The 19024-nt window shown below is 70.3% G+C and carries 17 protein-coding genes, 1 pseudogene and 1 riboswitch; of the genes and pseudogenes, 12 read left to right on the plus strand and 6 right to left on the minus strand.

The features are described 5' to 3' along the window. The first annotated feature begins 57 nt into the window (after positions 1-57). The 9 genes from M3Q35_RS05155 (at position 58) to M3Q35_RS05195 (ending at position 7247) form a co-directional block, all read left to right on the plus strand. Complete coding sequence (locus tag M3Q35_RS05155) at positions 58-798, plus strand: helix-turn-helix transcriptional regulator (RefSeq protein ID WP_273940457.1); 741 nt, start codon at positions 58-60, stop codon at positions 796-798. Next, positions 795-2252: a Fe-S cluster assembly protein SufB gene (gene sufB / locus M3Q35_RS05160; RefSeq protein WP_273940458.1), complete on the plus strand. Its 1458-nt coding sequence runs from the start codon at positions 795-797 to the stop codon at positions 2250-2252. Before M3Q35_RS05155 ends, sufB begins: the two co-directional genes overlap by 4 nt. A 1-nt stretch (position 2253) precedes the next feature. Beyond that, the gene (gene sufD / locus M3Q35_RS05165) at positions 2254-3447 is read left to right on the plus strand and encodes a Fe-S cluster assembly protein SufD (protein WP_273940459.1); all 1194 of its coding nucleotides are present in this window, start codon (positions 2254-2256) and stop codon (positions 3445-3447) included. 2 nt (positions 3448-3449) lie between these two features. Further along, complete coding sequence (locus M3Q35_RS05170) at positions 3450-3764, plus strand: non-heme iron oxygenase ferredoxin subunit (protein ID WP_273944259.1); 315 nt, start codon at positions 3450-3452, stop codon at positions 3762-3764. A 38-nt stretch (positions 3765-3802) separates the two neighbouring features. Then, the gene (gene sufC, locus M3Q35_RS05175) at positions 3803-4576 is read left to right on the plus strand and encodes a Fe-S cluster assembly ATPase SufC (protein ID WP_273940460.1); all 774 of its coding nucleotides are present in this window, start codon (positions 3803-3805) and stop codon (positions 4574-4576) included. Positions 4577-4624: 48 nt separating this feature from the next. Continuing rightward, positions 4625-5908, plus strand: a complete 1284-nt coding sequence (locus tag M3Q35_RS05180; protein ID WP_273940461.1) for a cysteine desulfurase — start codon at positions 4625-4627, stop codon at positions 5906-5908. Further along, positions 5908-6366 carry a Fe-S cluster assembly sulfur transfer protein SufU gene (gene sufU / locus M3Q35_RS05185; RefSeq protein WP_273940462.1) on the plus strand — a complete coding sequence of 153 codons (459 nt, stop codon included), beginning with the start codon at positions 5908-5910 and terminating at the stop codon, positions 6364-6366. Before M3Q35_RS05180 ends, sufU begins: the two co-directional genes overlap by 1 nt. Further along, entirely contained in the window at positions 6363-6749 is a 387-nt protein-coding gene (locus M3Q35_RS05190; RefSeq protein WP_273940463.1) for a metal-sulfur cluster assembly factor, read from the plus strand. The genes sufU and M3Q35_RS05190 overlap by 4 nt, the downstream gene beginning before the upstream one ends. Before the next feature lie 69 nt (positions 6750-6818). Beyond that, on the plus strand, positions 6819-7247 hold the full coding sequence (locus M3Q35_RS05195) for an SRPBCC family protein (protein ID WP_273940464.1): 429 nt from the start codon (positions 6819-6821) through the stop codon (positions 7245-7247). Here M3Q35_RS05195 and M3Q35_RS05200 read toward each other — a convergent pair. From M3Q35_RS05200 to M3Q35_RS05210, 3 genes are all read right to left on the minus strand, one after another. Further along, complete coding sequence (locus M3Q35_RS05200; protein WP_273940465.1) at positions 7225-7629, minus strand: hypothetical protein; 405 nt, start codon at positions 7627-7629, stop codon at positions 7225-7227. The two genes, M3Q35_RS05195 and M3Q35_RS05200, sit on opposite strands and share 23 nt — an antisense overlap. Positions 7630-7943: 314 nt before the next feature. Continuing rightward, a complete protein-coding gene (locus tag M3Q35_RS05205; RefSeq protein ID WP_273940466.1) occupies positions 7944-8414 on the minus strand; it encodes a hypothetical protein in 471 nt (156 codons plus the stop codon). 144 nt (positions 8415-8558) lie between these two features. Next, positions 8559-9626, minus strand: a complete 1068-nt coding sequence (locus M3Q35_RS05210; RefSeq protein WP_273940467.1) for a 5-aminoimidazole-4-carboxamide ribonucleotide transformylase — start codon at positions 9624-9626, stop codon at positions 8559-8561. 26 nt (positions 9627-9652) lie between these two features. Further along, positions 9653-9737: riboswitch (ZMP/ZTP riboswitch) on the minus strand. 18 nt (positions 9738-9755) lie between these two features. Between M3Q35_RS05210 and M3Q35_RS05215 the strand changes: the two genes are divergently transcribed. Further along, positions 9756-10265 (plus strand): mycothiol transferase, encoded by a 510-nt coding sequence (locus M3Q35_RS05215; RefSeq protein ID WP_273940468.1) that lies wholly within the window; start codon positions 9756-9758, stop codon positions 10263-10265. 3 nt (positions 10266-10268) lie between these two features. On the opposite strand, the gene M3Q35_RS05220 is transcribed toward M3Q35_RS05215, so the two are convergent. The 3 genes from M3Q35_RS05220 to M3Q35_RS05230 form a co-directional block, all read right to left on the minus strand. Further along, complete coding sequence (locus M3Q35_RS05220) at positions 10269-11492, minus strand: carboxylate-amine ligase (RefSeq protein WP_273940469.1); 1224 nt, start codon at positions 11490-11492, stop codon at positions 10269-10271. A gap of 136 nt (positions 11493-11628) precedes the next feature. Continuing rightward, positions 11629-13347 carry a GGDEF domain-containing protein gene (locus M3Q35_RS05225; protein WP_273940470.1) on the minus strand — a complete coding sequence of 573 codons (1719 nt, stop codon included), beginning with the start codon at positions 13345-13347 and terminating at the stop codon, positions 11629-11631. A gap of 53 nt (positions 13348-13400) precedes the next feature. Next, positions 13401-14471, minus strand: coding sequence for a lycopene cyclase family protein (locus M3Q35_RS05230; protein ID WP_273940471.1), 1071 nt, complete (start codon positions 14469-14471; stop codon positions 13401-13403). Between the two features lie 23 nt (positions 14472-14494). Here M3Q35_RS05230 and M3Q35_RS05235 point away from each other — a divergent pair. Together M3Q35_RS05235 and M3Q35_RS05240 are read left to right on the plus strand one after the other, a co-directional pair. Beyond that, a pseudogene (locus tag M3Q35_RS05235) lies at positions 14495-16041 on the plus strand (deoxyguanosinetriphosphate triphosphohydrolase family protein). A gap of 168 nt (positions 16042-16209) precedes the next feature. After that, on the plus strand, positions 16210-18978 hold the full coding sequence (locus M3Q35_RS05240; protein ID WP_273940472.1) for a S8 family serine peptidase: 2769 nt from the start codon (positions 16210-16212) through the stop codon (positions 18976-18978). Positions 18979-19024 lie beyond the last annotated feature (46 nt).

The following is a 19024-nucleotide window of genomic DNA, read 5'->3' on the forward strand; positions in this document are numbered from 1 at the left end:
TGGTGCTAGGGGCGTCCCCGCTTTGCTGTACCGATCGAAATAGGCAACACTTGTGTTGTGAAAAACGTCGGGAGCGATCAGGAGCTGGCCGTGGCATCGCCGCAGCCGGCCGACGGCCGCACCCGGCAGGCGGTGGCCAGGCTGCTGCTCGAACGGGGACCGGTCACCACGGCCGACGTCGCCGACGAGCTGGGGCTGAGCCATGTCGCCGTGCGCCGGCACCTGGACGCACTGCTCGCCGACGGCGAGGCGACCACGAGGGACGCGCCGTCGCGTGGCCGCAGGGGGCGGGGCCGTCCGGCCAAGCTCTTCCTGCTCACCGAGGCGGGCCGGTCCCGTTTCGGACACGCGTACGACGACCTCGCGGTGGCCGCGCTGCGCTTCCTGGCCGAGAACGGCGGGGAGCAGGCGGTCAAGGCGTTCGCCGAGCGCAGGGTCGAAGCCATGATCGAACGGCATCGGGACGCCGTGACGGAGCCGGCGCAGCCGGCGGAGCGGGCCAAGGCCCTCGCCGCCGCGCTCACCCGCGAGGGCTACGCTTCGTCGTCACGGCACGTCGGCGCCGGGGAGCAGCTGTGTCAGCACCACTGCCCGGTGGCGCACGTCGCGGCCGAGTTCCCGCAGCTGTGTGAGGCCGAGACGACGGCGTTCGCCGCCATGCTCGGGGTACACGTGCAGCGGCTCGCGACGATCGCCCGCGGTGACGCAGCGTGCACAACCCACGTTCCGTTGCTCCCGACTCAAGGCAAGACCCCGAACATGACACCACCCACCCCGGACGGAGGGGAGCTCGCATGACTGCCGCTGCCGAGCAGCGCACGCCCACCACGGCCCAGACCACGCCGCTCACCCAGGAAGAAACCCTGGAGACCCTGGGCAAGTACGAGTACGGCTGGGCCGACGCGGATGTCGCTGGCGCCAGCGCTCGCCGCGGGCTGAACGAGGACGTCGTCCGGGACATCTCGGCCAAGAAGAGCGAGCCCGAGTGGATGCTCGAGCACCGTCTCAAGGGCCTGCGGCTCTTCGAGCGCAAGCCCATGCCGAACTGGGGCTCCGACCTGTCGGGCATCGACTTCGACAACATCAAGTACTTCGTGCGCTCCACCGAGAAGCAGGCCGCTTCCTGGGAGGACCTGCCCGAGGACATCAAGAACACCTACGACAAGCTGGGCATCCCGGAGGCGGAGAAGCAGCGCCTGGTCGCCGGGGTCGCCGCCCAGTACGAGTCCGAGGTGGTCTACCACCAGATCAACGAGGAGCTGGCCGCCCAGGGCGTCATCTTCCTGGACACCGACACCGGCCTCAAGGAGCACCCCGAGCTCTTCCAGGAGTACTTCGGCTCGGTGATCCCGTCCGGTGACAACAAGTTCTCCGCGCTGAACTCGGCGGTGTGGTCCGGCGGCTCGTTCATCTACGTCCCCAAGGGCGTGCACGTCGAGATCCCGCTGCAGGCCTACTTCCGGATCAACACCGAGAACATGGGCCAGTTCGAGCGCACGCTGATCATCGTCGACGAGGGCGCGTACGTGCACTACGTCGAGGGCTGCACCGCGCCGATCTACTCCTCCGACTCGCTGCACTCGGCCGTCGTGGAGATCATCGTCAAGAAGGGCGGCCGCTGCCGCTACACGACCATCCAGAACTGGTCGAACAACGTCTACAACCTGGTCACCAAGCGCGCCAAGGCCGAAGAGGGCGCGACCATGGAGTGGATCGACGGCAACATCGGCTCCAAGGTCACCATGAAGTACCCCTCGGTGTTCCTGATGGGCGAGCACGCCAAGGGCGAGGTGCTGTCGATCGCCTTCGCCGGCGAGGGCCAGCACCAGGACGCCGGCGCGAAGATGGTGCACCTGGCCCCGCACACCTCCTCGACGATCGTGTCGAAGTCGGTGGCCCGTGGCGGCGGCCGCACCTCGTACCGCGGCCTGGTCCGGGTGAACAAGGGCGCGCACCACTCCGCCTCCACGGTGAAGTGCGACGCGCTGCTGGTCGACCAGATCAGCCGGTCGGACACCTACCCGTACGTGGACGTCCGCGAGGACGACGTGTCCATGGGCCACGAGGCCACCGTCTCCAAGGTGAGCGCGGACCAGCTGTTCTACCTGATGTCCCGTGGCCTGACCGAGGACGAGGCGATGGCCATGGTCGTGCGTGGCTTCGTCGAGCCGATCGCGCGCGAGCTCCCGATGGAGTACGCGCTCGAACTGAACCGCCTGATCGAACTCCAGATGGAAGGGGCCGTCGGCTGACATGGCCACCCCGACGACGCAGCATGGGTTGACAGCGCATTCTCACGGGGCAGCTCCCACGGCTGGAGCAGTTGTCCCGCAGAGCTCGCGCGGCGACCGGTTCACCTCCTACGACGTGGACGCCTTCGAGGTTCCGGGCGGGCGCGAGGAGGACTGGCGGTTCACCCCGCTCAAGCGGCTGAACGGCCTGCACAACGGCACCGCGGTGGCCGGCGGCACGGCCTCGGTCGACGTGGACGAGTCGCCGGAGGTGCGCGTCGAGCGCGTCGCCCGCGACGACGAGCGCATCGGTCAGGGCGGTGTGCCGGCCGACCGCGTGTCGGCCCAGGCCTGGTCGGCGTTCACGCAGGCCACCGTCGTCACCTTCCCCAAGGAGACGAAGGCGTCCCGGCCGACCCTGGTCACGGTCAACGGCCCGGGTGAGGGCGGCGTGGCCTACGGGCACGTGCAGCTGCGCGCCGAGGCGTTCGCCGAGGCCGTGGTGGTCGTCGACTACCGCGGCTCCGGCACCTACGCCGACAACCTGGAGATCGTCGCCCTCGACGGCTCCAAGCTCACGGTCGTCGTCGTGCACGACTGGAGCGACGACGCCGTGCACGTGGGCGCGCACCTGGCCAAGGTCGGCCGGGACGCCACGCTCAAGCACACGGTCGTCACCATCGGCGGCAGCCTGGTGCGGGTCAGCCCGACCGTCACCTACGCCGACAAGGGCGGCGACGCCGACCTGGCCGGCCTGTACTTCGCCGACGCCGACCAGCACCTGGAGCACCGCACCTTCGTCGACCACGCGGTGTCCAACTGCCGCAGCAACGTGGTCTACAAGGGCGCGCTACAGGGCGACGGGGCGCACACGGTGTGGATCGGCGACGTGCTGATCCGGGCCGCGGCCGAGGGCACGAACACCTACGAGCTCAACCGGAACCTGGTGCTCACCGACGGCGCCCGCGCCGACTCGGTGCCCAACCTGGAGATCGAGACCGGCGAGATCGAGGGCGCCGGCCACGCCAGCGCCACCGGCCGGTTCGATGACGAGCAGCTGTTCTATCTCCAGGCCAGGGGCATCCCGGTGGACCAGGCGCGACGGCTGGTCGTGCGCGGCTTCTTCCACGAGGTGCTGCAGAAGATCGGCGTGCCCGAGGTGCGCGACCGGCTCGAGGCCGCGATCGAGGCCGAGCTGCAGGCCGTGGGGGCGTGACGATGCTGCGGGCGTGTTCGCTGGCCGACCTGGAGGACGGCAAGCCGTTCCCGGTCGAGCTGGCGGACACGCCCATCGTGCTCGTGCGCGGGGGCGACGAGGTGCACGCGCTGCGCGACGAGTGCACGCACGCCGAGATCGCCCTGGCCGAGGGCGAGCTGACCCGCAAGGGCCTGGAGTGCTGGCTGCACGGGTCGTGCTTCGACCTGCGCACCGGGGCGCCGTCCTCGCCGCCCGCCACCGAGCCGGTGGCCGTGTACGCGGTGACCGTGTCCGGGGACGACGTCCTCGTCGACCCGAGTCACCGCACCAACTGACTTTGAACTGAACCGCCACACAGGAGAACGAAGAGCCGATGGCCACCCTGGAGATCAAGGACCTGCACGTCTCGGTCGTCACCGACGACGCCCCCAAGGAGATCCTCAAGGGCGTTGACCTGACGATCAAGGCCGGCGAGACGCACGCCATCATGGGCCCCAACGGCTCCGGCAAGTCCACGCTGTCCTACGCGATCGCCGGCCACCCCAAGTACGAGGTCACCTCGGGCTCGGTGCTGCTGGACGGCGAGGACGTGCTGGGCATGGCCGTCGACGAGCGGGCGCGGGCCGGCATCTTCCTGGCCATGCAGTACCCGGTCGAGGTGCCCGGCGTGTCCATGTCGAACTTCCTGCGCACCGCGGCCACCGCCGTGCGCGGCGAGGCCCCGCAGGTGCGGCACTGGGTCAAGGAGGTCAAGAGCGCCATGTCGGAGCTGGAGATCGACCCGTCGTTCGCCGAGCGCAGCGTCAACGAGGGCTTCTCCGGCGGCGAGAAGAAGCGGCACGAGATCCTCCAGCTGGCCCTGCTCAACCCGAAGATCGCCATCCTCGACGAGACCGACTCCGGCCTCGACGTGGACGCGCTGCGGGTCGTCTCCGAGGGCGTGAACCGGTTCCGGGCCAACGGCGAGAGCGGCGTCATGCTGATCACGCACTACACCCGGATCCTCAAGCACATCACCCCCGACTTCGTGCACGTGTTCGCCGGCGGCCGGATCGTCGAGTCCGGCGGCGCCGAGCTGGCCGCGCGCCTGGAGGACGAGGGTTACGTGAAGTACACCGGCAAGCAGGAAGCCGCGCAGGTCGGCTGACGTTGCACCAAGTGACCTGTATCCGTTGATTGCGAGGAGGCGCCGGCAGTGACCACCACCGCTGCACCCTTGGACGTCGCCGCACTGAAAGCCGACTTCCCGATCCTGGCTCGCACGGTGCGCGAGGGCAAACGGCTGGTCTACCTGGACTCCGGCGCCACGTCGCAGCGTCCCCAGCAGGTGCTCGACTTCGAGCGGCAGTACGTCGAGACGGCCAACGCGGCCGTGCACCGCGGCGCGCACCAGCTGGCCGAGGAGGCCACCGACCTCTACGAGGACGCCCGCGAGAAGATCGCGAACTTCGTCGGCGTCGGCGTGGACGAGGTGGTGTTCACCAAGAACGCCACCGAGTCCATCAACCTGGTCGCCTACGCCTTCGGCAACGCGGCCTTCTCCGACGACCCGGCGGCCAAGCGCTTCGTGCTCGGCCCGGGCGACGAGATCGTCGTGACCGAGATGGAGCACCACGCCAACCTGCTGCCGTGGCAGCAGTTGGCGCTGCGCACCGGGGCCACCCTGAAGTGGTTGTCCGTCACGGCCGACGGCCGGCTCGATCTGTCCGACCTGGACGACGTGATCACGCCGCGCACCAAGGTCTTCGCCTTCACCCACCAGTCCAACGTGCTCGGCACCGTCAACCCGGTGTCGGTGCTCGTGGCCAAGGCCCAGTCGGTCGGCGCGCTGACCGTGCTGGACGCCTGCCAGTCGGTGCCGCACGGGCCGGTGGACTTCCGGGCGCTGGGCGTGGACTTCGCCGCCTTCTCCGGGCACAAGATGCTCGGGCCGTCGGGCATCGGCGTGCTGTACGGGCGGTTCGAGCTGCTCAACGCGATGCCGCCGTTCATCACCGGTGGGTCGATGATCGAGCAGGTGTTCATGGACCGCTCGACCTTCGCGCCGCCGCCGCAGCGGTTCGAGGCCGGCGTGCCCAACACGTCGCAGGCCATCGGCCTCGGCGCGGCCGTGGACTACCTGCGGCTGCTGGGCATGGACCGGGTCGCCGCCCACGAGCACGAGCTCACCGGCGCCGCCCTGGCCGGGCTGGCCGAGATCCCCGGCGTGCGCATCGTCGGGCCCGCCGAGAACGTGGACCGTGGCTCCGCCGTGTCGTTCGTCGTCGAGGGCGTGCACGCCCACGACGCCGGGCAGGTCCTCGACAGCCTCGGCATCGAGGTCCGCGTCGGGCACCACTGCGCGTGGCCGCTGCACCGCAAGCTCGACGCCGCCGCCACCGTGCGCGCCACCTTCTACGTCTACAACGACCTCTCCGACGTGCAGGCCCTGCTCGACGGCGTGCGCGAGACGCAGAAGTTCTTCGGGGTGAACGCCTGATGCAGCTCCAGCAGATGTACCAGGAGATCATCCTGGACCACTACAAGAACCCGCACCACCGCGGCCTGCGTGAGCCCTTCGAGGCCGAGGTGCACCACGTCAACCCGACCTGCGGGGACGAGGTCACCGTGCGGGTGCACCTGGAGGGCGACGGGCCCGAGGCCAAGGTGGTCGACGTCTCCTACGACGGGCAGGGCTGCTCCATCAGCCAGGCCTCCACCTCGGTGCTCACCGACCTGGTGATCGGCCGCACCGTCGGCGACGCCTTCGGCACCCTCGACGTGTTCGTGGAGCTCATGCAGGGCCGCGGCAAGGTCGAGCCCGACGAGGACGTCCTCGAGGACGCCGTCGCCTTCGCCGGTGTCGCGAAGTACCCGGCGCGCGTCAAGTGCGCCCTGCTCGGCTGGATGGCTTTCAAGGACGCGGTCGCCCGCGTCGTCGATGGAGGACAGGCATGACCGCGGAAGACATGACCCGGACCGCCGAGGCGCTGCCCGAGGCGCCGGCCAAGGCCGATGTGCCCTCGCTGGAGGACATCGAGGAGGCGATGCGTGACGTCGTCGACCCCGAGCTCGGCATCAACGTGGTCGACCTGGGCCTGGTGTACGACATCCACCTGGACGACGACAACGTCGCGACGCTGGACATGACGCTGACCTCGGCGGCCTGCCCGCTGACCGACGTGATCGAGGACCAGACCCGCGCCGCCCTGACCGGCGGCCCGGGCGGGGGCGTGGTCAGCGACTTCCGCATCAACTGGGTGTGGATGCCGCCGTGGGGCCCGGAGAAGATCACCGACGACGGCCGTGACCAGTTGCGTGCTTTGGGCTTCACCGTCTGAGAGTTGTGAAACGGTGTTATCACCGGCCCCTCCGACCGGAGGGGCCGGTGGCTTTTGAGGGGTGACACCGTGGAACTTCCGTTCATCGACGAGCACCGGGTGCTGGTGGCCGCGCCGCCGGCCGCGGTGTGGCGGGCGCTGGGCCAGCAGTTCAAGGGCAACCGCGTGACCAAGGCGGTGGCGCCGGTGGTCGGCGCGGAACCGCGGCGGGCAGCCGGCGCTGCGCTGGAAGCGGGCAGCACGGTGGCCGGCTTCACCGTCGCCGAGGTGGAGCCGGAGCGGCTGCTGCGGCTGGCCGGCCGGCATCGCTACTCGAACTACGAGCTGACCTTCGTCCTGACCGACGAGCCCGGCGGAACGATGCTGGCGGCGCGTACCCACGCCGCCTTCCCGGGACCGCTCGGGTTCGTTTACCGGAGCCTGGTCATCGGCACCGGCGGCCACCGGCTGGTGGTGCGTCGCATGCTGGCCGGCATCAAGCGGGCTTCGCGGCCCTGACCAGGAATCGGTGCGTGCGGACGGCGAGGGAGCCCTCGGCCTCGATCCGGGCATGCAGCCGGCGCAGGGCGGCGTCGTAGCGTTCGACGGTGAAGTCCTTGATCTGCCACGGAACCATCCGCAGCTGGTAGACAACCGCGCCGATGTCGTGGAACCGCAGCAGTGGCCGTTCCTCCCGGGCGTCGATCACCCGAAGCCCGGCGGCGGTCAACGCTTCCGTTGCCACGTCGAGGTTCCAGCGCTGGTCGGAGACCCGTGCGCCGAGCGCCCGATTCAGCTCCACGCAGTCGTCACTGCCGACCTGCTGGGTGAGCAGAATGCCGCCATCGGCCAACACGCGACTCAGACCGGCCGCGTCGAAACGGCCGTGGCGGTTCAGCACGAGCGAGAATTTCCATCGGCAAAGGGAAGTCCCTCGGTGCCGACGACCTCGACCCCCGGCGGCTTCAGGCGTTCCGTCGCCACGAGAACATTCGGCGGCCAGTCTCGGCCGCCGAACGTTCCCGAGTTTGCCAGCAACATCGCTCGGCCCCGCCCCTGCTTCGCACGGTTGGTGGATTTTCGCCCGCCGCCACTCGACGCGCCTACCCGCCCAAGCCGGATGCGGCGGGCGAAAATCCGGCAAGGGCGAGGCAGGGGTCACGAGGGGTCGAGCCGCGACGCCGGAGGCGGCGCCATCAAACACAGTCGATCGACTTACGCTACGCCCCAGGTCTGCTGCTTGCGGTTCTGGGTGAGCTCGATGCCGGAGACGTCCGTGCCCAGGTGCGTGCCGTCGGAGAAGTACAGGTCGACGCGCACGTTGAAGCGCCAGGTGTCGTGGCCGTTCGGGTCGATGCGGACCGTGGACGTGCCGAAGTCCACGTCGTCCCAGCGGGCGGGCGAGACCTGGAGCGAGAACGGCCCGGCGTCCGAGTTGTCGTCGAAGTGGCCGAAGTCGTTGGAGGTGTACGCCGCGACCGTGCCGCGCTTGTCCCGGACCGTCACCGTGACGTGGGTGTCGTCGTCCTTGTCCTCGTTGTTGGTGTGGAAGAAGACGGTGGCCTTCGTCAGCACGGCCCCGGAGGCCATCGGATGGGCCGGCGCGGCGGCGGCCGGGCCCGCGGTCGCGAGTGCGATCAGGCCCAGCGCGGCCGTGGTGGCGGCGATCCTGCTGCGAACAGTCATGCCTGGTTTTTCCTTCCCCAGTAGCGGCTTCGATCACCACCAAGCTATGCGGGGGCGCGCCGGGCCGTCATCGGGGCGAGCCCCCGGTAGGGCCGGGAGGATTTCCCGGGTGACCCGGGAAGGATTCGACCCTTCCTCACCTTGTCAGTGGTGGAACAGCCGCAATCCCGTACGCACCAGCGTGATCCCGTGCTTGCGGCAGGCCTGCGCCACGTCGTCGGAGCGGATGGACCCGCCGGGCTCGGCGATGTAACTGACCCCGTGCCGGGCAGCGTGGTCCACGTTGTCGCGGAACGGGAGGTAGCCGTCGGAGACGAAGGAGACGCCGGTCAGCCGCTCCATCCACTCGGCCCGCTCGACGGCGGTGAGGTCCTCCTCGATGTAGCGGATCTGCTCGTTGACCAGATCCTGCCGACGGGTGCCGGGCGCGACGTCGAGCAGCACTCGCACCGCCGGATGCCGCCGCAGCCACCAGATGTCGACCTTGCCGCCGGCCAACCGGGTGCAGTCCACACGGGACTGCTGACCGGCCCCGATGCCCAGCGTGGCACCGTCTTTCACGTAGCAGACGGAGTTGGACTGCGTGTAGCGCAGCACGGCCATGCCCAGCAGCAGGTCGTCGACGGCGGTGGACGGCAGACCGTCACCGAGCAGATCCCGGGTCAGCGGCAGGGGATCGCGGTCCTGGGTCAGCCGCATGCCGAACACCTCGCGGGTTTCCCGTTGCGGCGGCTCGAAATCGGGGTCGGCCTCGACGACGAGGAAGCGGCCGCCCTTCTTGGCGCTCAGCGTCGCCACGGTGCCGGGCTCGAAGCCGGGGGCCACGATCCCGTCGCACACCACGGTGCTGAGCAGCGCCGCCAGCTCGGCGTCGACCGGCGCGGACACGGCGGCGAAGTCGCCGAAGGAGGACTTGGGGTCGGCGTCGCGGGCCCGCAGGTAGGCGCTGGCCACCGGGCCGACGTCGTCCATGCCGTACAGGTCGGCGGTCACCGGGTCGATCGGCCCGGACAGCGCGGCGCCGGCCGGGGAGACGTGCTTGAACGAGGCGGCCACGGTCCGGCCGAGCGCCCGGGAGGCCTCCCGCACCAGCTGCCAGGCGTTGAGCGCGTCCAGCATGTTGATGTACGAGGGCTGCCCGTTCAGTATCCGGACCGCCGCGCCGTCGTACTCGGCGGCCTGCTGCGGGTTGATGCCGTAGCGGAACTCCATCGCTGCCTCCTCAGCTTCTCGGCTGACGGAGACGCCCAGGCGGTCGACGCTCGCATCTACATCCGGCCGCTCCCCGGTGGTAGCCCACCCTCGCCAGTCACGACCTCCCCGAATGATACCTTATCGAACATGAGTTCGAGCGAACTGCCGCGGCGCTGGCCCGAGACGAACGCCGCCGACGAGCTGACCCTGCTCACCGAGTTCCTGACCTTCCTGCGCATCACGGCCGTGAACAAGCTGGCCGGCCTCGACCGGGCGGCCGCGGCGGCCGCGCCGTTCCCGGCCTCGCCGGTGTTCAGCGCCATGGGCGTGATCCGCCACCTGACCTCGGTCGAGCGCTACTGGCTGGGCATCGTCGGCGGCGGCCTCGACCTGCCCAACCGCTGGGAGAGCCCCGATCGCGACATCGACTTCCGACTGTCCGAACAGGACACGCCGGAATCCGTGGTCGCCGAGTATCAGGAGCAGTGGGCGCTCTCCGAGCGGGCCTTGGCGGACAAGGCGGCCGGCGACCGGTCCACCAAGGACGAGGACAAGACCGTGCGCTGGCTGCTGACGCACGTGGTGCAGGAGACCGCGCGCCACGTGGGACATCTGGACGTGCTCAGGGAGTTCGCCGACGGCACGACCGGCGAGTGAGGCTCACACCAGGTCGTCGGCCCCGGCGGTCTGCGCGGTCAGCAGGTCCACCACGTCGGTGAGCTTGCCGTTGCGGCCGAACGCGCGTCGCTGCCGCGCGGCCCCACAGCCCTTGGCCACCAACGACTCCAGCAGATCCAGCACGAGTTCGAGGTCGCCGGCCTCCTCCAGCGCCGGCCGTACCCGGCCGATCAGCTGCCGGACCAGCACGGGCGTGGGCAGGGTGTGCCCGGTGACCGGGTTGACGCAGCTGCCGTCGAGCCCGTCGCGGGCGGCCCGCCAGCCGGCCGCCCGCAGCAGGTGCTGCGGCATGCCCAACGGCGGCCGGGTGTCCTCCAGGGCGGTCGCGACCATCGCTCGGGTCAGCGCGGCGATCAGCACCGCCTCGTCGGCCGTCGCGGCGACGTCGCACACCCGCAGCTCGATGGTCGGATGTTGTTGCGACAGACGGATGTCCCAGTAGGCCATGGCCCGGTCCATGGCCGCGCCGACCTGCATCAGCGACCGGACGGCGTGCTCGTACTGCTCGGCCGACTCGAACACCGGCGGCGGGCCGGCCGTCGGCCACCGCGCCCACACCAGGTAGCGCCAGCTGGCGTAGCCGGTGTCGCGGCCCTCCCAGAACGGGGAATTCGCGCTCAACGCCAGCAGAACCGGCAGCCACGGCCGCAGGTAGTTGCTGGCCCGAATACCTTCCTCCGGCCCGGGAATGCCGACGTGCACATGACATCCGCAGATGGACAGCCCGTCGGTGACGGCGCCGAACTCGGCGGCCATCTGGTGGTAGCGGGCGCTGTCGGTCAGCGGCGGCGGCGCGGCCCGGCCCAGCACGGGGGTGCCGGTGGCGGCCAGCCGCAATCCCTGCCGGCGCGCGGTCCCGGCCAGCTTTTCCCTGCTGTCAACAAGATTCGCCCGTACCTCGGCCATCGTGTGGCAGATCGGGGTGGCCGTCTCGACCTGGAACTGAGTGATCTCCGGTTGCAGCCCGGGCAGCCGGCCGGCCGCCGCGGCGAGCACGAGGGGTGCTCGCGGCGACACCCGCCGGGTGCGGTAGTCGACCAGCAGGAACTCCTCCTCGACGCCGACCGTCAGTCCCGTCCGGCCGCCTCCCGATCTGGGTGCGGGCACGGCCAACCGGCCCGTTTTCCCCTGGTGCTGCCGCTCGATTCCGTCAATGGTGTGCACCGAAGCTCCCGCCGCCGACTGGACATAGTCGCGTTCCGTCACCGAGGCAATGCTATGAGTGACCAACCAAGGCGCGCGTCCGGCGTTGGTGTGGTCCGAGCTTCACGATGGTGGCAGCACTTCACCGGGCTGTGGGGAGTACTAACCCGCTTGGCGGCGGCGTGACGCATGCACGCATTCAGGCGCTGACGGTGCCGCGCCGCGCCGGCGGCACCGCGGGCGCGGCGTTGCCGCCGCGCAGCACGTCCATCCGCTCCGAACCCGGCCGGCCCAGCACCCAGCTGTCCCCGCGCAGCGCCTTGGCGTGCTTCTTCAACGGCGCCAGCAGGCGTGACACCTCGCGATAATCGCTCACACTGCCGGGTGAACACACCAACGTGGCCAAGGACATCGAGATGGCCATGCCGCCGGCCGTGTGCCCGGTGTCGAGCTGGCCCGAGGACAGCGGCACCAGGTCGTCAAGGCCGGCGACGAACACGAAGTCGTCGCCGCCGACGTGTCCGACCTGCACGGTCGGCAGCACCGCGGCGGCGTCGGCCAGGGCCCGGCCGATCGCCCGGATCAGGTCGTCGCCGGCCGCGAACCCGGCCGAGTCGTTGACCTGCTTGAAGCCGTCCACGTCCAGCCAGCCCACGGCGAAGATCTCCCGGGTGGCGATGCGCCGGTCCACCTCGCGGGCCAGCGCGTCGCTGCCGGGCAGCCGGGTCAGCGGGTTGAGCGACGCGGCCTGCTCCACCTTCATCTCGGCGATGCCCCGCACCACGTCCGAGCTGTGCACGACGCCGAGGCAGCGGTCGTGCGAGTCGACGATGACGACCTCGTCGTTCATCCGCTGCCGTTCGGCCTTGGCCAGCAGGTCCAGCAGGTCCAGCGCGGTGGCGTCGCTGGGCAGGATGTACGGCCGGTCGGCCAGCCGGGCGGCCTCCCGCTTGGCGTGCAGCGCGTGCCCGTACGGGCCGGTGACGGCCAGCAGGAACCGGTTGCGGTCCACGGTGAAGTGCGGCCGGTTGTTCTCGTCGACCAGCACCACGCCGCCGACCGCGCCCTGGTTGGCCAGGATGGACCGGACCTCCTCGGCCGTCGCGGACACCGGCAGCATGGTCGCGGGGTGCAGGAAATCCGTCACCCGAGGACCGCTCGCCCGGCGCACCGGGCCGGTCAGCTCGGCCTCCGGCAGCTTGGTCAGCGCCGCCGCGATGGTGATCTCCACGTTGGGCCGGCGGCCGGCCATGGCCAGCAGGTTGCCCTGGGCCAGGCCGAAGCCCAGCCGCCGCACGGCGGCCAGCTGGAGCTCGTTCTCCACGCCCTCGGCGACCAGCTGCGCCCCGTTGTGCTCGGCCAGCACGGTCAGGGCCTGCACCAGGGCGGCCTTGCCGGCGTCGGTGGGCAGGCCGGCCACGATCCGCCGGTCCAGCTTGATCATCTCGGGGGTCAGCTCGGTGTACAGCGACAGCGGCACGTCGCCGTCGCCGACGCCGTCCAGCGCGATGTGGAAGCCGCTGCTGCGGAGCAGGTCAAGGCCGTTGCGCAGGTTCTCCCGGCGCAGCCGGGAGAAGGGCGTGCCGACCTCCAGCCACAGCGTGTCCGGCGCGCGGCCGGTCTCCCGCATCGCGTCCAGCAGCGGGCCGATCGACTCGGCCGCCTTGGACACGGTCGCGGCCAGCACGTTGACGTGCAGCGGCACGATGTTGTTGTGCTCGGCGGCGGCCCGTACCGCGGCGGCGGCCAGCGCAACGTCCGTCTCCAGCAGCTCACCGGCGCGCGCGGCGTCGCGGAGCAGCTCGTAGACGGAACGAGAGGCGGGCCTCGCGAGCGCTTCGATCGCGATGACGCCACCCGTGTGCAGGTTGAACAATGGCTGGAACGCGAAGCGCACATCCTCCAGCAACCCGGTCACGGTCCGATCCTGGCGTGTCCGAGGTGAAATTGCCGAGTGGCTTCACTGTGTGTTCATCGAGTTGTTGCGGCAAATGCAATCGCGCTGCGTAACCGGGGTGGAGCTGACCGGAACAACGCCAGCATCGCAGCCGCCGTACCGGTGAAATTCTCACGTTCTGTGAGGTAGATCCGTTGCTTTTCCGCGGGCAACCGGAAAAACAGCTCAAAAAACTCGGGAACGCGGGTCGATGGCAGGTGGAGCAATGCCGACAGGCCCCGTCGTCGCAATCCGTGCGTCATTCTGGCCTTGGGCGACCAGATCGTGTCACGAACCCGGGTCGGTGTCTCGGCTATTGCATGCGCAACTTTTGGCGCGAGTGTCAGCGCGGTGGCCACGCTGTAGCCGGTCGCCGGGTGCACCAGGGCGGCCCGCGCGCCGAACGTGACGAGCGGACCTCTCGGCCGGGGCGGGTTGAGCGGGAAGCGCACCCGTTCGTGGTCCGGACGGTCCAAGGGCCAGCCGTGCACGGCCAGCCGCCGGTGCAGGCGCTCGCGCAGCAGCCCGAACGAAAGCCCGGGCAGATGCGCGAGCGAGGTCTCCTCGACCAGCACCCGCTCGTCGTCGAGGGGCAGCGCGTAGCAGAAGGTCGGCGGGTCGCCGGCCTGCCGCCAGTCCATGAAAACCGCTTCGCCTTTGTCCAGCACATCGGCCGGCAGCGTGACGCCGACGGCGGTCTGCTCGGCGTACCGGCCGCGCGGCGGCCCACTCGCGTCGACCACGATGCCGGCGGTGATCGTCCGGCCGTTGATCGTTGCGGTCGTGGGCGTGATGTCGGCGGCCCGGCCGGCGATGGTCTCGATGTCCGGACGGGACAGATGCCGGCGCAGATTCTCGTTGTGCAGCACCACGTACTCGCCGTCGAGGCGGTGCTCGGTGAGGGCGAACGCCTTGACGGTCGTGGCGCGGGCGGCGATGGCGTCGTGGGGGAGCGGTGGCAGCTCGTGCGCCCAGGCCCCATAGGTGTGCCGCCAGGGCCTTTCCGGGTTCCGGTCCACGAGTGTCGTGCTGAGACCGAGGTCCGTGCAGGCGGCCGCCAGGGCGGACCCGGCCGGTCCGGCCCCGACCACCAGGACGTCGACCACCCGTCCAGGCTAACGTCACACGCATGCACGACCTGCGAGCGCACCGCCGATTCTCCGATTCCTCGGCCGACCTGGCCGCCAGCCCGTTCCGGGCCGACCGGGACCGGGTCGCCAGCTCGCCGTTCTTCGCCCGGCTCGGCGGCGTGACCCAGGTGATCAGCCCTACCGGCTCCGGCCTGCTGCTGCACAACCGGCTCACGCACAGCCTGAAGGTGGCGCAGGTGGCGCGGGCCATCGCCGAGCGGCTGACCGCCCGCGGCGACACCGCCGCCGTGCTGGACAAGCTCGGCGGCTGCGACCCGGACGTGGCCGAGGCAGCCAGCCTGGCCCACGACCTCGGGCACCCGCCGTTCGGGCATCTCGGCGAGCAGGTGCTGGACCGCATCGCCCGCAACCGGTTCGGGCTGGCCGACGGCTTCGAGGGCAACGCGCAGTCGTTCCGTATCGTGACGACCACGGACGTGCGCGGGCCGGCGGCCGTCGGTCTCGATCTGACCGTCGCCGTGCGGGCCGCGCTGCTGAAGTACCCGTGGACGCGGCTTTCCCATCCCTCGCCGCATCCGCGCACGCTGCGGATCCCGCCGCGCGGCGCGTCGGAGCCGCCGGAGGCCGTTGGCAGTGGCTCGGCCAAGTTCTCCGCCTACGTCACGGAACTCGACGACTTCGAGCAGTCGCGGGCCCCGTTCCACGGGCGTGTCGAGGACTGGCAGCAGACCGTGGAAGCGTCCGTTATGGACACTTCCGACGACATCGCGTACGCCATCCACGACGTCGAGGACTTCCACCGGGTCGGCGTGTTGCAGCACGCGACCGTGGCGGCCGAGCTGACGACGTGGCTCACCGACGCGCTGGAGCTGGCTTCGTTGTCCAAAGCCGAGCTTGCCTCGCAGTCGCGGCTGCCGGGGCGATCGCTGGAGGCCATGCGGCGTCGGTTGCACGAGAAGGACTCCTGGGCCGTGGACGACGACGCCTTTGCGGCGGCGGTTCGTCGCGTGCGGACGGAGTTGGTGGACGGCCTGCTCGCCGTGCCGTTCGACGGTTCCGCCGAGGCCGAGCAGCGCGTGGCCGCGTTCTCCGGGCGGTGGACCACGCGGTTGGTCGATGGCGTCGAGGTGCTGGTGGATCCGACGCCGAGGTCCGGTCACGTTCTGCTGGCGCCGGCCCAGTGGCACGAGGTCGCCGTGCTGAAGTTCGTGCACCGGCGGTTCGTGCTGCTGCGCCCCGACCTGGCCCTGCACCAGCGCGGCCAGGCCCGGCTGCTGACCAATCTCGTTGAGGCGCTTGACCAATGGCTGTCCGACCGGCACGAGGCCGACCGGCTGCCGCGGCGGCTGCACGACCTGGTCGAGCTGGCCGACACCGAGTACCGGTCACTCGCCCGGACGGCCCCGGACCTGCTAGCCGGACCGGCCGGCGACGTTCGGACTGGGCCGGATGCCGTGCGCGCCTTGGCCAGGGGCGGGCCGTGGTGGACTTCGTCGCGTCGCTGACGGACGGTCAGGCGGCCTCGATGTTGGATGCGCTGTCCGGGCGAACCGGACAGCTGTGGACAGATGCCTTTGTCTTGTAGTTATCGACAAAACGTGATGATTGGCCCACTTGGGCGACACCCGCAAGGCTGCTGTGGGTGATCGTGCGGAAACTTTACGTTGGGCTCACTGCTGGTGATCACCAGCAGTGAGCCCGCGCCACACCCTGGGAGGGCCAGTTGCGCAGATTCGTTCGTCACAGAAGCACCGTGTTAGTCGCTGGGGCCGCGTGCCTGGCCACGGCCCTCGGCCTCGCCTCGCCCGCGGCCGCCGCGCCGCACCCCAACCCCGGCATGATGGCCGCCAACACCGCGGCCCAGATCGCCGCGTTGCAGGACCTCAAGAAGTCCGAGTCGGCCACCGACCGGAAGATCGACAGCCAGCTGCTCGTCGAGAACAAGCTGCGCACCGACCGGTCGGCCCGGTCCGCGCTGCCGCACGTGCAGTCCAACCTCAAGGTGGGGGCGGGCAACACCGTCGCCGTCGACATCCGTGCCACCAAGACGTCCGACGCGCTGGTCGACGCCGTGCGCAAGGCCGGCGGCCAGATCCGCAACGTCTCGCAGCGCGAGGCCAGCATCCGCGCCGAGCTGCCGCTGTCCGCGCTGGGCGCGCTGGCCACCCGTGACGACATCAAGCGGATCGACGCCGGCAGCGACGCCATGACGTCCGAGGCCCCCGGGTCCGCCGCCCCCGGCCGTATCTCCAGCCAGCCCGACTCCGTCTCGAAGCAGACCAGGGACGCGCGCGTCGAGGCGGCCACCAAGCCCGGCCTGCGGGCCAACATCGCCGCGGCCATCACCAGCCAGGGCGACCGGGCGCACGCCGCCGACACCGCCCGGCAGCAGAACGGGATCACCGGCGTCGGCACCAAGCTGTGCGCGCTGTCCGACGGTGTCTCCTCGCTGGCCGCGTCCGTGGCCTCCGGCGAGCTGCCACCCGTGGACGTGCTGCCCGGCCAGGAAGGCAGCGGTGACGAGGGCACCGCGATGCTGGAGATCATGCACGACCTCGCGCCCGGTGCGGCGCTGGGCTTCGCGACCGCCTTCATCAGCGACAGCAGCTTCGCCGACAACATCCGTGCCCTGCGCAGCCAGGCACACTGCGATGTCATCGTCGACGACGTCTTCTACTTCAACGAGGCCGCCTTCCAGGACGGCCCCATCGCGCAGGCCGTCAACGCCGTGACCGCGGACGGCGCGCTGTACTTCTCGTCCGCCGGCAACGAGGGCAACGTCGTCGACGGGACCTCCGGGCACTGGGAGGGCGACTACGTCGACTCCGGCCAGGTGATCGGCAAGTTCGCCGGCGGGGCGCACAACTTCGCCGCTTCCGTTGGCGGAACCCAGGTTCTGGAGCCGCTGTCGGCCTCCTCCGCCGGTGTTCCCGTGACGCTGTGGTGGAACGACCCGCTGGGGCACGCGGGCGACGACTACGACCTCTACCTGCTCGACGCGTCCGGCAACGTCGTGTCGTTCAGCCAGAACCTCCAGACCGGCACCCAGGACCCGTACGAGCGGGTCAACACCTCCGCCGGTGGGCAGCGCCTGGCCATCGTGAAGTTCAAGGGCGACAACAAGTATCTGTCGCTGTCGGCTCTTCGTGGGCGGTTCGTGTCCGGCGGTGGCCTCCAGGCTTTCGTGACGCCCGGCATGACCAGTGGCCACTCCGCCGCCAAGGACGCCTACAGCGTCGCCGCCGCGCCCGCTGCCGCCGCTTTCGGCCGGCCGCTGGAGCCCGGTGACCCGGCCAACCCGGCCGGTCCGTACCCCGGCACGTTCAGCTCGTCCTCGCAGATCGAGCGGTTCAGCTCGGACGGTCCGCGCAAGATCTTCTTCAAGGCCGACGGGACGCCCGGGGCCGAGGTCCGGCAGAAGCCCGATCTGACCGCGGCCGACGGCGTTGCCACGTCCGCGCCCGGCTTCTCCCCGTTCTTCGGCACTTCCGCCGCCGCGCCGCACGCCGCCGCCATCGCCGGTCTGGTGCTGTCCGGCAATCCCGGTATGTCGCCCGCCGATGTTCGTCAGGCCCTGACGGCGACTGCCGTCGACATCGGCGCTCCTGGCGTCGACAACCGTACGGGCGTTGGCATTCTGTTGGCCGATCGGGTCCTGGCCTACACCGGCGCCAGCCCCCAGCCGTTGGCCACCGCCCAGGTGCCGACTGTGCGCGGTCCCAACGGTTCTCCGTTCGTGAAGCCCGGTGACACGGCTACCGTGACGCTGCCCGTCTACAACGGTGGCGACGGCACCGCCGCTTCGACGAGCGTCGTCGTCGACTCGCCCACGCCTGGCGTCACCATCGCGCCTCGTAGCAAGCGCTACGGCACCATCGAGGCCGGGCAGACCGTGATCAACTCGTTCACCTTGACCGTGCCCGCCACGCAGCAGCTCGGTGTGCCGGTCGTGTTGAACGCCAAGGTCACCTTCGCCGGCGCGCATTCGCCGACCACGCAGAGCTTCCAGATTCCCATCGGGCAGCCTTCTCCCGTGGTCCAGTCGTTCGCGTATTCCGGTGCCCCCGTTGCCATTCCCGACAACAGCACCGTCGGCGCCAGCGTCTCCATCCCCGTCACCGGCGTCGGTAGGGCTTCCAAGCTCACCTTCTCCATCGACGGCACTTCGTGCAGCACCACCGCTGGTTCCACCACCGTGGGTCTCGACCACACCTACGCCGGCGACCTCACCGGCACCTTGACCTCGCCGTCCGGTGCCACCGCCGTGTTGTTCCAGCGCCGTGGCGGCGCCGGGCACAACTTCTGCCAGGTCGTCTTCGACGACTCGGCGTCCGCGGCGTTCTCCACCGTCAGTTCCGCCAATGCTCCCTTCACCGGTTCTTGGAAGCCCCAGTCCGCCCTCGGCTCGCTGCTCAACGACGTCGCCGACGGCACCTGGACCTTCAAGGTCGTCGACGGCGGCGCCGTGGACACCGGCAGCATCCGCTCCGTTTCCTTGCACCTCAACGGTTTCGTAGCCTGATGTGATGACTCGCGGGGATCCGTTCCCGGATCCCCGCGAGTCACTC

It is taken from the genome of Kutzneria chonburiensis, assembly GCF_028622115.1.
Taxonomy (GTDB): Bacteria; Actinomycetota; Actinomycetes; order Mycobacteriales; family Pseudonocardiaceae; genus Kutzneria; species Kutzneria chonburiensis.

Excerpts from the sequence above, each read along its gene's own strand:
- sufD (WP_273940459.1), top strand. The coding sequence starts at position 2,254 with ATGGCCACCCCGACGACGCAGCATGGGTTGACAGCGCATTCTCACGGG.
- M3Q35_RS05170 (WP_273944259.1), top strand. The coding sequence starts at position 3,450 with ATGCTGCGGGCGTGTTCGCTGGCCGACCTGGAGGACGGCAAGCCGTTC.
- sufU (WP_273940462.1), top strand. The coding sequence starts at position 5,908 with ATGCAGCTCCAGCAGATGTACCAGGAGATCATCCTGGACCACTACAAG.
- sufC (WP_273940460.1), top strand. The coding sequence starts at position 3,803 with ATGGCCACCCTGGAGATCAAGGACCTGCACGTCTCGGTCGTCACCGAC.
- sufB (WP_273940458.1), top strand. The coding sequence starts at position 795 with ATGACTGCCGCTGCCGAGCAGCGCACGCCCACCACGGCCCAGACCACG.
- M3Q35_RS05190 (WP_273940463.1), top strand. The coding sequence starts at position 6,363 with ATGACCGCGGAAGACATGACCCGGACCGCCGAGGCGCTGCCCGAGGCG.
- M3Q35_RS05210 (WP_273940467.1), bottom strand. The coding sequence starts at position 9,626 with ATGGAGTTCCGCTACGGCATCAACCCGCAGCAGGCCGCCGAGTACGAC.
- M3Q35_RS05215 (WP_273940468.1), top strand. The coding sequence starts at position 9,756 with ATGAGTTCGAGCGAACTGCCGCGGCGCTGGCCCGAGACGAACGCCGCC.
- M3Q35_RS05205 (WP_273940466.1), bottom strand. The coding sequence starts at position 8,414 with ATGACTGTTCGCAGCAGGATCGCCGCCACCACGGCCGCGCTGGGCCTG.